The sequence below is a fragment of the Nocardiopsis sinuspersici genome (genome assembly GCF_001998325.1).
In the GTDB taxonomy this organism is placed as follows: Bacteria; Actinomycetota; Actinomycetes; order Streptosporangiales; family Streptosporangiaceae; genus Nocardiopsis; species Nocardiopsis sinuspersici.
The window spans coordinates 3782303-3797921 of the sequence record NZ_MCOK01000001.1 but is presented as its reverse complement, the minus strand read 5'-3'; the positions used below and the strand labels follow the sequence as shown (position 1 = coordinate 3797921).

General features: G+C 74.2%; 13 protein-coding genes. 6 read left to right on the top strand and 7 right to left on the bottom strand.

What is annotated here, in order from left to right:
* Nucleotides 1-2: 2 nt before the first annotated feature.
* From NOSIN_RS16430 to NOSIN_RS16410, 5 genes are all read right to left on the bottom strand, one after another.
* Complete coding sequence (locus NOSIN_RS16430) at nt 3-1211, bottom strand: Dyp-type peroxidase (RefSeq protein WP_077691590.1); 1209 nt, start codon at nt 1209-1211, stop codon at nt 3-5.
* Nucleotides 1211-1834: a copper chaperone PCu(A)C gene (locus NOSIN_RS16425; protein ID WP_077691589.1), complete on the bottom strand. Its 624-nt coding sequence runs from the start codon at nt 1832-1834 to the stop codon at nt 1211-1213. Before NOSIN_RS16425 ends, NOSIN_RS16430 begins: the two co-directional genes overlap by 1 nt.
* A gap of 337 nt (nt 1835-2171) precedes the next feature.
* Nucleotides 2172-2648, bottom strand: a complete 477-nt coding sequence (locus tag NOSIN_RS16420) for an Hsp20/alpha crystallin family protein (protein ID WP_077691588.1) — start codon at nt 2646-2648, stop codon at nt 2172-2174.
* A 50-nt stretch (nt 2649-2698) separates the two neighbouring features.
* A complete protein-coding gene (locus NOSIN_RS16415; RefSeq protein WP_236743384.1) occupies nt 2699-4237 on the bottom strand; it encodes a BCCT family transporter in 1539 nt (512 codons plus the stop codon).
* A gap of 252 nt (nt 4238-4489) precedes the next feature.
* Nucleotides 4490-5011 (bottom strand): MarR family winged helix-turn-helix transcriptional regulator, encoded by a 522-nt coding sequence (locus NOSIN_RS16410; RefSeq protein ID WP_077691586.1) that lies wholly within the window; start codon nt 5009-5011, stop codon nt 4490-4492.
* A gap of 163 nt (nt 5012-5174) precedes the next feature.
* On the opposite strand from NOSIN_RS16410, the gene NOSIN_RS16405 reads away from it, so the two are divergent.
* The 4 genes from NOSIN_RS16405 (at nt 5175) to NOSIN_RS16390 (ending at nt 10130) form a co-directional block, all read left to right on the top strand.
* The gene (locus tag NOSIN_RS16405) at nt 5175-6365 is read left to right on the top strand and encodes a polyprenyl synthetase family protein (RefSeq protein ID WP_077691585.1); all 1191 of its coding nucleotides are present in this window, start codon (nt 5175-5177) and stop codon (nt 6363-6365) included.
* 191 nt (nt 6366-6556) lie between these two features.
* On the top strand, nt 6557-8017 hold the full coding sequence (gene crtI / locus NOSIN_RS16400; RefSeq protein ID WP_077691584.1) for a phytoene desaturase family protein: 1461 nt from the start codon (nt 6557-6559) through the stop codon (nt 8015-8017).
* Nucleotides 8014-8991, top strand: a complete 978-nt coding sequence (locus NOSIN_RS16395; RefSeq protein WP_077691583.1) for a phytoene/squalene synthase family protein — start codon at nt 8014-8016, stop codon at nt 8989-8991. Before crtI ends, NOSIN_RS16395 begins: the two co-directional genes overlap by 4 nt.
* A gap of 128 nt (nt 8992-9119) precedes the next feature.
* Entirely contained in the window at nt 9120-10130 is a 1011-nt protein-coding gene (locus NOSIN_RS16390; RefSeq protein ID WP_077691582.1) for a DUF5914 domain-containing protein, read from the top strand.
* Nucleotides 10131-10210: 80 nt separating this feature from the next.
* Here the strand turns inward: NOSIN_RS16390 and NOSIN_RS16385 are convergent, their stop codons facing one another.
* Both NOSIN_RS16385 and NOSIN_RS16380 read right to left on the bottom strand, forming a co-directional pair.
* Nucleotides 10211-11830: an FAD-dependent oxidoreductase gene (locus NOSIN_RS16385; protein ID WP_077691581.1), complete on the bottom strand. Its 1620-nt coding sequence runs from the start codon at nt 11828-11830 to the stop codon at nt 10211-10213.
* Nucleotides 11820-12566, bottom strand: a complete 747-nt coding sequence (locus NOSIN_RS16380) for a class I SAM-dependent methyltransferase (RefSeq protein WP_171986670.1) — start codon at nt 12564-12566, stop codon at nt 11820-11822. Before NOSIN_RS16380 ends, NOSIN_RS16385 begins: the two co-directional genes overlap by 11 nt.
* 83 nt (nt 12567-12649) lie before the next feature.
* On the opposite strand from NOSIN_RS16380, the gene NOSIN_RS16375 reads away from it, so the two are divergent.
* Nucleotides 12650-13873 carry a lycopene cyclase family protein gene (locus NOSIN_RS16375; RefSeq protein WP_077691579.1) on the top strand — a complete coding sequence of 408 codons (1224 nt, stop codon included), beginning with the start codon at nt 12650-12652 and terminating at the stop codon, nt 13871-13873.
* Between the two features lie 162 nt (nt 13874-14035).
* On the top strand, nt 14036-15511 hold the full coding sequence (locus tag NOSIN_RS16370) for an SDR family oxidoreductase (protein ID WP_077691578.1): 1476 nt from the start codon (nt 14036-14038) through the stop codon (nt 15509-15511).
* The last annotated feature ends 108 nt before the right edge of the window (nt 15512-15619 follow it).

The following is a 15619-nucleotide window of genomic DNA, read 5'->3' as shown; positions in this document are numbered from 1 at the left end:
GCTCATCCCCCGAACAGGGCCTGGCCCACGTACCCTCCCTCCTCGCAGCCCGGTGGGACGGCGAACACCGCCGACCCCACGGCGGTCACCCACTCGTTGAGCAGGTCCAACTCGTCCAGGCGCCTCTGGAGGGGGACGAACTGGCGCAGCGGATCGGCCTGGTAGGAGGCGAACAGCAGCCCCGCGTCCTGGCCGCCGGAGTCCCGGTGGTCGTAGTTGTAGCCGCGGCGGAAGATCCGCTGGTCCGGGTCGTCGGTGCGGGCCCGGCGTATGTGGGCGAAGTCGGCGATGACGGCCAGGCCGGAGCCGTCCGTGGCCTCCAGGTCCGCCTCGTCGTGCTCCTCGGTCCCGGTCAGCGGCGCGCCGTTGTCCATGCGGCGGCCGATGACCGCCTCCCGCGCGGGCCGGTCCAGCTCGTCCCAGGCGTCCAGGTGGGTGGCGATCCGGCGCAGCACCAGGCTCGTGCCGCCCTCCATCCACCCAGGCCCGCCTCCGCCCCACACCAGCCGGTCGAAGTCCCCGGTTCCCGGCGCCGGGTTGACGGTGCCGTCCACCTGTCCCATCAGGTTGCGCATGGTGGTGCCCCCGGCCTGGGACCCGTGGGCACGGCGGAATCCGGTCTGCGTCCACCGCACCCGAGCGAAGGACCGCGTGTCCTTGAGCATCATCCGCACCGCGTGGGAGACGGTGACGGGATCGTCCGCGCATACCTGGAGCAGGAGGTCCGCCTCGCCCCAGGCCGGGTCGAGCCGGTCGTGGTCGAAGTCCGGCAGCGGCCTCAGCCAGTCCGGTACGGCGGCGGCGTCCACCCGTTCCACCAGACCCCTGCCGAAACCGAACGTGGTGGTGAGCCGGGCCGGGACCTCGGCGAGTTCGGGCTCGGTGTCGGCCAGGGCGGGTTCGCCCCGGGACATGCGCGCCGCGTCGTCGCTGAGCAGCCGCATGAGCCGGCGCACCCCGTCGGGGCCGGTCCGCGGTTCCAGGTCCAGGGCGACGAAGGTGCCGTGCGCCTGCGGCGGAGTCTCCACCCCCGCCTGGCGGGCGCCGTGGAACGGTACGGTCAGCGTGCCGTTGAGGGCGGGGACCCCGGGGGCCGGCGCCGGTTCCGCGGCCCACCGGTGGGCGAGCGCGCCCCCGGCGGCACCGGCGCCCGCGGCGGCGCCGCCGAGGAGCAGGCCCCGGCGGCTGAACCGTGTCCTGCCGTCACCCATCAGTGGCCCCCGTGCCCTTCGTGCTCCCCGCTCGGGGAGTCCTCCTGCTCTCCGTCCGGGGACTCCTCGTGCTCCTCGCCGTGGCCGCCCTCGTACTCCTCGTCGGCCCCGGCGTAGTCCTTGACGGCCGCGGTGAACTCCGCCGTGGAACCGTCGGAGAACTCCACGGTGACGGCCGCCTCGGCCCCCGGTTCGAGGTCCTCGGCCAGGTCCATGAGCATGATGTGGTCGGCGCCGGGCGCCAGCAGGCGGCTGCCTCCGGCGGGGATGGTGAAGCCGCCCTCCTTCTCGCGCATGGTGGAGTCGACCCCCTCGGTGGTGGACTCGTGCAGTTCGACCGCTCCCGCGGCGTCGTAGCTCGCGGAGACGAGGGTGATCTCCCCGCCGGATCCGTTGACCAGTTCCCCGAAGACGCCGGTCATCCCCTCCTCCGCGGTGACGGCCTTGACCCAGGGGGCGGTCACGGAGAAGGAGTCGGCGGCGGTCGCCGCCGTGTCGGCCTCCCGGTCCGCGGAGGCGGAGCTCTCCTCCCCGGGCGCGGTCTCCCCGCACGCGGTGAGGGTGAGGCCGAGACAGAGCAGGGAGGCGGTCCAGGCGGTACGGGTGGTGCGGACGCGATCCATGTTCTCTCCATGGGCTCGGGCCGCGTTCTCGCGGCCGTTCACCCCACGGGTCGGTCCGGGGCGCCGTCCGGTTCCCGGTGTCCTCCGTCACTCGCGCCGCACACGACGGGCCCCGCGGGAGTGCTCCCGCGGGGCCCGTCGTACGTCGTGGGCGGCCGGCCAGGCGGTGTTTCCTTGAGGCTCCGCCGCGCTTCGCCCCGCGCTCGGACGCCGCAGGTACGGAAGCCCCCGGTCCCCGCGGGTGCGCCCACCCGTACCTCACGGGCGCACCGCGGGACCTCCGGCGGCCCCGTCGGCGCCCTCACCACCCCTCAGCGGCACAGGGCCGGGTCGAAGCCTAGGGCTTCTGGTCCTTCGACCGCTTGCGGATGGTGATGCGCCGGGGCCCGCGGGCGTTGGCGGCGCCGTGCACCACCACCTCCAGCAGCCCGTCGCCGTGGACGGCCTCGATGTCCTGCTCGTCCACCGCCTCGGGGAGGCTGATCTCCCGGCGGAACTTGCCCATGAACCGTTCCGAGGAGTAGTAGACGACGTCCACCTCGTCCCGCTGGCGCTCACCGCTGATGGTGAGGATCCCGTTGTTGAGGCTCACGGCCACGTCCTGTTCCCGCACCCCCGGTACCTCGCAGCGGATGACCAGGTCGTCGCCCCGGGCGAGGATGTCGGTGGGCGGACTCCAGGCGTCGGCGTGCCCGCGCTCGCGCTCACCGGCGTTGCCGGTCTCCATCGAGGACATGCTGTCGGAGATGCGGTTCATCTCGGTGATCATGTCCACCACGCCGTGGAAGGGATTGCTGAATCGCTTCGGTGCCACGGTGGCCTCCTTCTTTCCTCGTGCTGTCGGGACCTACCCGTGCGTTTGGCTCACCGGGGACCGGCCGGGTGGACGTGGTCCTCGGCGCGCTGTTCCTTGGGACCCCCCGGCCTGGGTTCGCTCGACAGCGCCTTGCCCAGGCCCCAGACCATGAGCAGCAGGATGATCGCGAAGGGCAGGCCGGTGACCACGGAGGCCGCCTGTAGCGCCGCCAGCGCGTTCTCCCCGCCCAGTACCAGCAGGACCAGGGTGACCGCCCCCTCGCTGACGGCCCAGAAGGCGCGCTGGAGCTTGACCGGGTGGATGCTCCCGCCGCTGGCGAGCGTGTCCACCACCAGGGAGCCGGAGTCGGAGGAGGTGACGAAGAAGACCGCCACCACGATGATGAGCAGGACGGAGATGACTCCGCCGACGATCGGTCCCACGGGCAGCAGTTCGATCATGCGGAAGGCGCGCTGCTCCTCGCTCAGCGCGCTCAGGCCGCCGTCCCGGAACAGTTCGTAGAACAGGCCGGAACCGCCGAACACCCCGAACCACAGGATGGACACGGCGACCGGGGCGAACAGCGCGCCGAGGATGAACTCGCGGATGGTGCGGCCGTAGGAGACCCGTGCCAGGAAGATGCCGACGAACGGGGCCCAGGAGATCCACCAGCCCCAGTAGAAGATGGGCCACGCGGTGGTCCAGTCGGCGGCCTGCTGGTCGATGCGCGGGCTGGGGAAGGCCAGGCTCCACTGGACGATGCTGCTCAGGTAGTCGCCCGCGGCCGTGATCATGATGCTGACGTTCCAGAGCTTGGGCCCCAGGACGAAGACGGCCACCAACAGCAGGAACGCCAGCCACAGGTTGATCATCGACAGCCGTCGGATGCCCTTGTCGATACCCGCGAGCACGCTGAGGAGCGCGATCGAGGTGATCACGATGATGATGATCGACTGCACGAGGGAGTTGATCGGGACGCCGAAGACGTGGTTGAGCCCGCCGTTGATCTGAAGGGTGCCCAGACCCAGTGAGGTGGCCAGGCCGAAGATCGTGCCGAAGATCGCGAGGATGTCCACGATGTGCCCGGGCCAGCCGAAGACGCGGTCGCCCAGGAGCGGGTGGAGTGCGGAGGCGGGCCGCAGGGGGAGTCCCTTGCGGAAGGCGAAGTAGCCCAGGGCCAGCCCGAGCGCGATGTAGATGGCCCAGGGGTGGAAGCTCCAGTGGAAGTAGCTCAGTGACAGGGCCTCGGTCGCGGCCTCGGGCGGGGGCGGTTCCCCCTCCGGGGGGACGAACTCGGCCGAGCGCGGAGAGGTCAGGTGGTGGATGGGCTCCGACACACCCCAGAAGACCAGGCCGATCCCCATGCCGGTGGTGAAGAGCATGGCGAACCAGGCCAGCGTCCCGAACTCGGGTCGGGAGTCGGGCGGTCCCAGGCGGATCTTCCCGAACCGGCTGAGCATGAGGAAGAGCGCCACCAGGAGGAAGAAGGTGGTGGACAGGACGTAGAGCCAGCCCAGCTTCATCCCGATCCAGTCACGGGCGGTGGTGGCCGCGTTCAGCAGCGGCTCGGTGGCGACGATCCCCGCGACGACGAAGGCGAGGATCACGATTCCGGAGACCGCGAAGACCGTGGGGTTGGTGTGTTCTCGGATGTACTCGCGTAGGGGTGAGATGGTGACTCCTTCCCAGCCCCGGAGGGTCGAACATCCCCTGCGCGGGGGACGACGGGCCGTTGCGCTTTCGGCCCATGGACATGTCTCGTGGGATGGTAGGGGCTGGGCGCCATGTCATGAAGCAACCGCGCAACAGCGGAGTGTCGCCCTATGAGGGGCGAAGCATGCTTTTCGGGTCCATGGCCCCTATCGACCCGGTTCAGCGGCCAGCCGGTCGAGGGTGCCGCCGATCCTGTCCAGCCAGTCCGCGATCGTGGCCAGTTCCTCCACCGAGTAGCCGGCGTGCGCGGCGGTCATCGCCTCGCCCACCCCCAGCGCTCCGGCACCGCCCACGCGCTCGGCGTCCCCCGTCAGCCGGACGGCCACCTTGCGCCGGTCCTCGGGGTGGCGGGCGCGCTCGACCAGGCCGTGCGCCTCCAGCCGGTCGATCACCCCGGTCACCGAACCGGTGGACAGGCACAGGCTGTCGGCGATCTCCCCGGGTGTCAGGGAACCGTTCACGCGCAGCAGTGTGTAGCACTGGAAGTCGGTCGGGTTCATCCCCGTGTGCTCGGCCATCCGGTGCAGCAAACGGATGAGCCGTACGGCGAGTCGCTGCCCGTCGGACCGCAGGGCGTCGTAGAGTTCGGCGCGCGACCTGGCCTCGGGCTCCGCCGGACGGGGCCCCTCGGAACCGGATGGAGAGGGTGCGGTCGACGCGGTGTCCATGGTTCCCCTCTCGCACTCGCGCGACCGGTGCCTCCGGTCGTCCCTGGAAGTCTAAGCGTCGCGGCTCGCGGAGCCCCTTCCGAGACGGGGCACATCTTCGGCACGGGGGAGGGATTCGTCCCCAGCGAGGAGGGCAGTGGTGCGCCTACCAAGGTTCATGGAAATGGAATCCGAGCCTTCCGGGCGTGAAGTCCGGGACCGTCCCGGGGAGGACGCCGTCAATCCCATCCTGAACACCCACGAGCACACCGGCCACGAGTACGCCGGCCACGGGAGCGGTGCGGTCGGGGACGACCGCGCCGCCCTGGACGGTGCGCTGCGGCACTACCTCGAACGCAGGCTCGGTGACGCCGAGCGCGTCGACGGCGAGTTCGGCAGGGACCTGGCCGGAACGACCGTCCGCTTCACCCTGGGCGGGGGCAAGAGGATGCGGTCCCGACTGGCGTGGTGGGGATGGATCGCGGGCGGGGGCACGTCCCACGGGGACGCGGCGCGCTCCGCCCTCCAGGCCTGCGCCGCGTTGGAGCTCATCCAGACCTGCGCGCTCGTCCACGACGACGTGATGGACGGCTCCCCGACCCGCCGGGGCCGCCCCTCGGTGCACGCCGACCACGTCGGCGAGCACCTGCGTGAGGGGTTCGCCGGAGAGCCCCGCCGCTACGGCGAGGCGCTGGCCGTGCTCGTGGGGGACCTCGCCCTGGTGTGGGCCGACGACATGCTGGGCGAGGCGCTGCCGGGCGTCCCCGAGCCCGCGCGGGGCAGGGCCGTGTGGCGGGAGCTGCGCACGGAGATCATGGCCGGACAGTTCCTCGACGTGCGCGCCCAGGCGCGCCGGGAACGCTCGGAGGAGGCGGCCCTGCGCGTGGACCTGCTCAAGACGGCCTCCTACAGCGTCGAGCGGCCCCTGCACCTGGGCGCGGCGATGGCCGGGGCGGGCCCGGAGACCGTGGAGGCGCTGCGCGACTACGGCAGGGACGTCGGTACGGCCTTCCAGCTGCGCGACGACCTCCTCGGCGTCTACGGGGACAGCGACCGGACCGGAAAACCGGTGGGCGAGGACATCCGCGAGGGCAAGTGCACCCTGCTGCTCGTCGCCGGTATCCGCCTGGCGCGGGAGCGCGGGGACACCGCCGCTCTGCGGCTGCTCGACCTGGTCGGCGCCCCCGGCGCGGACGCGGACCCTGTCGAGGTGGCCGACGCCCTGGACCGCGTCGGAGCCCGCGACCTGGTCCGGCGCAGGCGCCGGGAGCTCGCCGCGCGGGGCGGGGCCCGGCTGGAGGGGCTCGACGCGCCCGGACCCGTGCTGGAGGGACTGCGCGCCCTGGCCGCCTCGACCGCACAGGACTCCCCATGACGGGTCGTACGTGACACGGAGTGGGAGAGGTGTCCGCCCGACCGGAGAGGAGTACCGCCGTGCCCGACCCCGCACCCGGCCCCGAGAGACCTGATCCCGGAAGGCCCGGCCCGGAGAAACCGGGCTCCGGGACGCCCGGGCCGCGAACGGCCCCGCCCGGGGCGCGGCCGGGGCCGCGCGGACGCGGTCCCGTGGTGGTCGTGGGCGCCGGACTGTCCGGACTGGCCTGCGCACTGCACCTGCTGGGCGCGGGGCGGGAGGTCACCGTGGTCGAGCGCGAGCCGTACCCGGGCGGGCGTGCGGGGCGGCTCGACCTGGACGGCTTCCAGATCGACACCGGCCCCACCGTGCTCACCATGCCCGAACTCCTCGACGAGGCCCTGGGCGCGGTCGGCGAGACCGTGGCCGACCGCCTCGACCTGGTGCCGCTGAGCCCCGCCTACCGGGCCTCCTTCGCCGACGGCTCCTCGATCGACGTGTACACCGAGCGCGAGGCGATGGCCGCCGAGGTCGCCCGTGTGGCCGGACGGCGCGAGGCCGACGGCTACCTGAAGCTGCGCGACTGGCTCACCCGGCTGTACCGGGTGGAGATGCGCTCCTTCATCGACGCCCAGTTCGACTCGCCGCTGGACCTGGTCCGCCCCGACCTCCTCCGGCTCGCCGCGATGGGGGGCTTCGGCAGGCTGGCCCCGGCGGTGGGCCGCCACGTGCGCGACGAGCGGCTGCGCCGTATCTTCTCCTTCCAGTCGCTGTACGCGGGGGTGGCCCCCGAGAGCGCCCTGGCCGCCTACGCCGTCATCGCCTACATGGACACCGTCGCCGGGGTCCACTTTCCCAAGGGCGGGATGCGCGCGCTGGGCGAGGCCCTGGCGGGCGCGGTCGTCAAGGCCGGGGGGACCGTGCGCTACGGGGACGCGGTCGCACGGCTCGAACGCGCCGGTACGCGGGTCACCGCCGTCGTCACCGGTGAGGGGGAGCGGCTGGCCTGCGACCAGGTGGTGCTCACCACCGACCTGTCCGCCGCCCACCGGCTGCTCGGCCACACGCCCCGGCGCCCGGTGGCCACGCGCTACTCGCCCTCGGCGGTCGTCCTGCACCTGGGCACCGACCGCACCTGGGAGCGGCTGGGCCACCACACCATCTCCTTCGGCGGAGCCTGGAAGCGCACCTTCGACGAGATCATCCGCCGGGGCCGCACCATGAGCGACCCCTCACTGCTGGTCACCCAGCCCAGCCACACCGACCCGGCACTCGCGCCCGAGGGCCGCCACCTGCTGTACGTGCTCGCCCCGGCGCCCAACCTGGCCGCTGGCGGCATCGACTGGGACCGGGAGGGGCCCCGCTACCGGGACCACCTGGTCGAGGTGCTGGAACAGCGGGGCCTGGACGGGCTGGACGCCTCCGTGCGCACCGAGCACCTGGTCACCCCGGCGGACTGGGCGCGGCAGGGGCTCACCCACGGCACGCCGTTCTCGCTGGCGCACACCTTCGCGCAGACCGGTCCCTTCCGCCCCCGCAACACCGTCCCCGGGACCTCCAACGCCGTCCTGGCCGGATGCGGGACCACGCCGGGGGTCGGCCTGCCGACCGTGCTGATCTCGGGCAAGCTCGCCGCCGCCAAGGTGGTCCAACGGACGGGAGGGCGCCGATGAGCGCGGGAACCGCGGAACTGGACGCCGCCGGGATCACCGGCCGGCCGCTGCGGGAGGCCTACCTCAGGTGCCGGACGCTGCACGCCCACCACGGGCGCACGTACTACACGGCCACGCGGGTGCTGCCGCCCGAGCACCGGCCCGGGGTGCACGCGCTGTACGGGTTCGCCCGCTGGGTGGACGACATCGTCGACGAGCCGCCGCCCGGCACCGCTGCTGACGAGCAGGCCGCGCGCCTGGACGGTATCGGCGCCGACCTCGCCCGGGTCCTGGGCGGGGAGCGCGCGCGGGACCCGGAGAACGCGCCCGTGCTCAGCGCCCTGGCGCACACGGTGGACCGGTACGGGCTGCCGCACGCCTACTTCACCGCGTTCATGGCCTCCATGCGCATGGACCTGGCCGTCACCGGCTACCGCGACCTGGAGCACCTGCGCGAGTACATGTACGGCTCCGCGGCGGTGATCGGCCTACAGGTCCTGCCGGTCCTGGGGACGGTGGTCCCGCGCGAGGAGGCGGCCCCGCACGCCGCCGCGCTGGGCGAGGCCTTCCAGCTCACCAACTTCCTGCGGGACGTGGCCGAGGACCTGCGGCGCGGCCGCGTCTACCTGCCCCGGGACGTGCTGGCGGCGCACGGCGTGGACCGGGAGCTGCTGGAGCGGTGCGCGCGGGCGCGGGAGTCCCATCCCCGCGTGCGCGGCGCCCTGGCCGACCTGGTGGAGGCCAACCAGGGCTTCTACCGGCGGGCCGAACCGGGCATCGCCATGCTCTCGCCGGTGGCGCGCCCGTGTGTCGCCACCGCCTTCCGGCTCTACCGCGCGATCCTGGACGAGGTGCGCGCGGCCGACTACGACGTGTGGAGTGTCCGGCACCGCGTCTCGGACACCCGCAAGGCGGCCGCGGCCGTGCCCGCCCTCGCACGCTCGCTGGTCGCCCGGTCGCTGCGGGGCCGGGTGCCGCGCCCGCGCACCGGCTGAGGAGGCGGCCCCGCGGCCCGGCCGGTCCGGGCGGACGAACCGGCCGCCGGGACCGGCCCCGCCCTGCTTCGTGCCGCTTCGGACGGATCCGGCCCCCGGCCCCGGCCCGACGTATCTGGAGGAGTCCTGTGACACTGCCCGATCCCCGGCCGCGACGGTTCCCCCTGCGCCGCATGCCCGCCACCACGTGGGGGGCCCAGGAGCCCACCTGGAGGGAGGGCTCGCCCGCCGTCATCGGGGCGGCGCTCAAACGCGCCCTCGCCCGGCCCTCCGGGAACTGGTTCGTGCTGGCCGCGAGCACCGAGGTGCGCGCGGACCGGCCGTTCGGACGCGTCGTGGCGGGGACCGAGCTGGTGGCCTGGCGCACCCCGGACGGAACCGTGCACGCGGGGCCGGGCGCCTGCCCCCACCTGGGCGCCCCGCTGTGCCGGGGAGGGGTGGACTCCGGACGCCTGGTGTGCCGGTGGCACGGGCTGTCGCTGGACGGGGACGGGTTCCCCGGGTGGGACCCCTACCCGGTCCACGACGACGGCGTGCTGGTGTGGGTGCGCCTGGACCACGCGGGCGGTGAGGACCCCCTGGAGGCTCCGGTGGTGCCCGAGCGTCCCGACCCCGGGGCGAGCCTGGCCGCGGTGGAGAGCATGGCCGGGCGGTGCGAGCCCGAGGACGTGGTGGCCAACCGGCTGGACCCCTGGCACGGCTCGTGGTTCCACCCCTACTCGTTCGTGGGGCTGAAGGTGGCCGAGGTGCCCCGGGGAGCCGATCCGGACCCGGACCGGATGGTGGTGGACGTGGGGTTCCGGGTGGCGGGCCGGTGGGGAGTGCCGGTACGCGCGGAGTTCCACTGCCCCGAACCGCGCACCGTGGTCATGCGCATCATCGAGGGCGAGGGGCTGGGCAGCGTGGTGGAGACGCACGCCACCCCGCTGGGCGTGGACGGGCGCGGGGTCGCGCGCACGGCGGTCATCGAGGCCACGGTGGCGAGCTCGGAGCGGACCGGGTTCGCGATCGCCAGGAAGGTGGCGGGGGCGGTGGTGCGCCCCGCCATGCGGATGACCGCCCGGCGCCTGTGGAAGGACGACCTGGCCTACGCCGAGCGCCGGTACCTGCTGCGGAGTACCGGCCGCTGGCCCGGCTGACGCGTCCTCCGCCTGTGCTCACCGGATGATCTTGCTCCCAGCGGCACTCCCGACCGCCGACAGTGCCACCGGGAGCAAGATCACCGCTGTGCGCCCCAACGCGTGCGCCGGGCCCGCCGGGCGAGCGCCCGCAGCGGGGCCGACCTGCCCCGCCGGGGCACGGTCCACAGGGTGTGCCCCGGCCTTCCCCAGCGCGACAGCAGCGCGTTGGCGGCGAGCAGGCCGCTGGTGGCCGCGCGTTCCATGAGCGCCACGGGCAGGTCCGTGCGCACGTGGTCGCCCGCCACCACCACGAACGGGTCGGGGGTGGTCGCCCCGCAGCGGTCGCGGTGGCTTCCGGGGGCGAACAGCGGGCAGTCCGCGCGCGTCTCGTGCCGGGAGTCCACCGCACGGGCCCGCGCGAGTTCCGGGTAGACGGCCCGCGCCTGCTCCCACAACCCGCGCCGCTCGAACCCGGGGTCGCACCCCTCCTCCAGCGCGTAGGCGTGCAGTTCCACCACGGAGCCGCCGGTGCGCCGCGCCCACGCGCGGGCCTCGTCCTCGTAGCGCTCCAGCACACTGATGTTGTCCAGCGTCGGATAGCCCGCCGTGCCCAGGAAGGCGGGCCGGTGCGGGCGCACGGGCCGGTCCAGCCAGTAGCGTGACACCAGGAACGGGGGAGCCGTCTCCACACGGGCCATCCGGTCGCGCCACTCCCGGACGCCGGGCCCCCGCCCGTCGGGGAGTGGCCCGCCCAGTCCCGGCGAGGCCGCCACCAGGTCGCGCGTCCCGGCCGGGGTGGCGGCGAGCACCACGGCGTCGGCCCCGGTGTCGAAGGGTCCGCCCTCGGGCGTCCGGCCGCGCACCGAGAACCGGTGCTCCCGGCCCGGGTGGACCGCCTCGACCGGGGAGGACGTGCGAAAGCGCACTCCGAGCTTGGCGAGGTGGCGTTCCAGGGGGTCCCACAGCGCCTGCGGGAACGGTGAGCGCGGCACGTCGAACACCAGCCCCTCCGACGAGCCGAGGAAGTAGACGTGGAACATCACCGCCAGCTCGGCCGCCGACAACCGCCCCGGGTCGGCGAAGAAGCTGCGCGTGAACACCTCGAACGCCAGGTGCCGGGCCGTGGGCGGGAAGCGCACCGCCTCCAGCAGGTCCCGGGCGCTCATGTGGTCCAGGCGCTCGTACACGCCGGGCACGTCCACGTCGAGCAGTTGCAGCGCCGCGGGCACGTTGACCCGGGCCAGGTCGCGCGGCGGGAAGCTCGGGCTGGTCGCCGCCAGGACGGCGGCGTTCCACGGCGGCGTCGGGGGCAGCCCCGAGAAGCGGTCGCGCGGGCCGTCCCGGTGCACCAGCGGGTAGTCGGAGAGCGGGACCAGGCAGTCCAGCCCCGGATCCGCGCGGCGCAGCAGGGCGCGCAGGTTGTAGTACTGGCGGAAGAACGCGTGGAAGCCCCGGGTCATGGTCGCGGGCGAGCCGTCGGAGAGCGTCGTGGCCCAGCCGCGCAGGCGGCCCCCGAGCGAGGGCTCGCGTTCGAACACCGTCACGTCCACGTCCCGCTCGGCCAGCGCGCAGGCCGCGGCCAGTCCGGCGACACCGCCGCCGACCACGGCCACGTGGGGCACGGCCGCCGTGCGCGGTCCGGTGGGCGGCGCGGGCGGGACGGCCTCGGCCAGGGGATCGCGCACGTCCGGGGGCCGGGCGGCGCCGTCAGCGGACATCGGCGGGGCCCCCGCGGGTGTCGAGCGGGCGCCGGCCGACGAAGGTGTGCGTGACCCCGTACTGCCAGCCCGGCAGCGGAGCGCCGGCCACCGACGCGAATCCCGCGCGGCGCATCCGCTCCAGCAGCGCGGTCCGGCCGTCGAACTCCAGGACGCTGCGCCACAGGTACCGGAACAGGTCGGCGCGGCCGGTCAGCACCCTTCCCGCGGGGATCACCACGCCCCAGCACACCGCCGACCACACCATCCGGGCCGACACGGAGTCGGCCACGGAGTACTCGTGCAGGACGATCCGCCCGCCGGGCCGCAGCAGGGCGCGCACGGCCGACAGCAGGGCGTCGGGATCGGGGCAGTTGCGGATCAGGTAGGCGCCGAACACCGCGTCCACGGGTCCGTCCAGGTGCTCGGCCGCCCACTCGGGGGTGAGTTCCTCCGCCCGGGCCCGGTGGAAGGAGACCGAGGCGGGCCAGGGCTTGGCGCGGGCGGCCTCCAGCATGCCGTCCGAGGCGTCCACGCCCGTGATCCGGGCCCGGGGAAACGCGTGCAGCAGGGCGGCGGTGGAGGCGCCGGTGCCGCATCCGAGGTCGAGCAGGCGCAGCCCCGATCCGTCACCGGGCAGCCCCAGCCGCCTCGCGGAGATCCGCAGGTGGGCGTGGTAACCGGGGTTGGCGGCCACGAGCCGGTCGTAGGCCCCGGCGGCGTGGTCGAACTCGTCGGTGACCGCGCCGTCCTTCATCGCGTGCGTCGTGGTGTTCACGGACTCTCCCGGGACGGGTGTTCACTGCGGGCACGAACGGCCTCCCGGTGCATGCTGGGAACATGGCCGACTACGACGTGGCGATCATCGGCGGGGGAGCCGCTGGGCTCAGCCTCACCCACCAGCTCCGCGGGGTCAACGACCGACGTGGCCGGCCGTTGCGCGTCGCCCTGGTGGAGCCGCCGCCGGGCCCGCACACGCCTCCGCCGCGCACGTGGTGCTTCTGGGAGCCCGACGGCGGGCCGTGGGACGGCCTGCTGGCCGCCCGCTGGGAGCACCTGTCGGTGGTGGCGGCCGACGGGGCCGAGCACTCCTCCCCGGCCTCGCCCTACGTGTACAAGATGCTGAGGTCGGCCGACGTGGACGCGTACGTGCGCGCCTCGGCGGGCGAGCACGTGGACCAGGTTCCGCTGCTGGTCACCGAGGTCCGTGACGGCGCGGACCACGCCGTGGTCCGGGGCCGGGAGTCCGGCGGCGCGGAGTCGGCCCTGACCGCCGCGTGGGTGTTCGACTCGCGGCCGCCCCGGCCCGCTCCGCGGGGGCGGACCCACCTGCTCCAGCACTTCCGGGGGTGGTTCGTGCGCACTCCTTCCGACGCCTTCGACCCCGACGCGGCCGTGCTGATGGACCTGCGCCCTCCCCAGCCGCCGAACGGAGTGGCCTTCGGCTACGTGCTGCCGCTGTCGCCGCGCGAGGCGCTGGTGGAGTACACCGAGTTCGGCCGCGAGGCGCTCACCACCGCCGAGTACGAGCGCGCGCTCAGGGACTACTGCGGACTGCTGGGGCTGGCGGACGTGGAGGTGACGGCCGCCGAGCAGGGGGTCATCCCGATGACCGACGCACGCTTCCGGCCCCGTGCGGGGCGGCGCGTGTTCCGGCTGGGCACGGCGGGAGGAGCCACCCGGCCCTCGACCGGGTACACGTTCAGCGGGGTGCGGCGCCAGACGGCGGCCGTGGCGCGGGCGCTGGCGGAGGGGCGCGTCCCGGTACCGCCGGTGCCGCACCGGCGCCGCCACCTGGCCATGGACGCGGTCATGCTGCGGGCCCTGGACACCGGCCGGGTCCGGGGCGCGGAGTTCTTCGCCGGGCTGTTCGCGGCCAACCGCTTCGGGGACGTGCTGGCCTTCCTGGACGGGGGGTCGCGCCTGCGCCGGGAACTGGCCATGGGGTTCACGACCCCGGTGGCGGCCATGTCGCTGACCAGCCTGGACCAGGCGTGGTACTCCCTGCGCACCAGGCGGGCTCCCCGGGAGCGGGTGAGCCGGACACGGACACGAGGCCGCTGACCAGGCGGTTCGGCTTGTGATGCGCGCCCCGGTGGCCGACCCTTTCCGAGAGGGCACCGAAGGGGGAGGCACCATGGACACGGACACGGACACGGACGCCAGGGGCGCGGACGTCGGGGGCGCGGACGGCCGCCGCCGTACCGGCGTGGCCGGGGCGGCGGGATGACGGCGGGGCCGTCCACCCTGGTCACCGGGGCCACCGGCTACATCGGCGGGCGCCTGGTCCCGGAACTGCTCGACGCCGGGTACCGGGTCCGCTGCCTGGCCCGCACCCCGGACAAGCTGCGCGACCAGCCCTGGCGTGACCGCGTGGAGGTGGTCCGGGGCGACGTCGTCAGCGGTGAGGGCCTCGACGAGGCGCTCCGGGACGTGGACACCGCCTACTACCTCGTGCACTCGATGTCCGGCGGGCGAGACTTCGGGCACACCGACGCCGAGGCGGCGCGCAACGTCGCGCGCGCGGCGGAGGCGGCCGGGACGTCCCGCCTGGTCTACCTGGGCGGACTCGCACCGGAGGGGGTCGGCCTGTCGCCGCACATGGCCTCGCGCGAGGAGGTCGGCCGGATCCTGCTGGAGTCGGGTGTGCCCACCGCCGTGCTGCGCGCCGCGGTGATCCTCGGTTCCGGGTCGGCCTCCTTCGAGATGCTGCGCCACCTCACCGAGCGCCTGCCGGTGATGACCACGCCCCGGTGGGTGCGCAGCCGCGTGCAGCCGATCGCCGTGCGCGACGTGCTGCGGCTGCTGGTCGGGGCGGCCGGGCTGCCCGAGGGAGTGAACCGGACCTTCGACATCGGCGGCCCGGAGGTGCTCACCTACGCGGAGATGGTCCGGCGCTTCGCGCGCGTGGCGGGGATCCCCAGGAGGACGATCATCCCCGTCCCGGTGCTCACACCGGGGCTGTCCAGCCTGTGGGTGGGACTGGTGACGCCGGTTCCGCCGGCGATCGCCCGACCCCTCGTGGAGTCGCTGCGCCACGACGCCGTGGTCGGTGAGGACGACCTGTCCGCGCTGCTGGGGGACCACGACAGGCTCGGCTTCGACCACGCGGTGGAGCTGGCCCTGCGCAGTACCGCCGAGTCCCGCGTGGCCACCTGGTGGTCCTCGGCGGCCTGGCCGAGCGCCCCGTCCGATCCGCTGCCGACCGACCCCGACTGGGCGGGCGGCAGCCTCTACACCGACGTCCGGGCCCGCTACGTGGACGCCGGCCCCGAGGCGGTGTGGAGGGTGGTCGAGGGGATCGGCGGTGAGAACGGCTGGTACTCGTGGCCCCTGGCCTGGGCGGCGCGCGGGTGGATCGACCTGGCCGTGGGCGGGGTCGGTCCGCGCCGCGGACGGCGCGATCCCTCGCGGCTGCGGGTGGGCGACTCCCTGGACTTCTGGAGGGTGGAGGAGGTCGTCCCGGGCGTGCTGCTGCGCCTGCGGGCGGAGATGCGGCTGCCGGGCCCGGCCTGGCTGGAGCTGGGCGTGAGCCGTGTGCGCGGGCGCACGGTCTACCACCAGCGCGCGCTCTTCCACCCGCGCGGCCTGGCGGGACACCTGTACTGGAAGGCCGTGACGCCCTTCCACGGGGCCGTGTTCGGTTCCATGGCCGACAACATCGTCGCGACGGCCGAGCGGGAGGACGCCGAGCGCCGCTGACACCCGGTCCCTCGGCCCCGTCCGGTGGGCGGACGGGGTAGGGTCGCGTCCAGCAAATGCTCGCAAAACGAGATACTCACTATCCGAGTCGGACTCGACGGGAGAGGG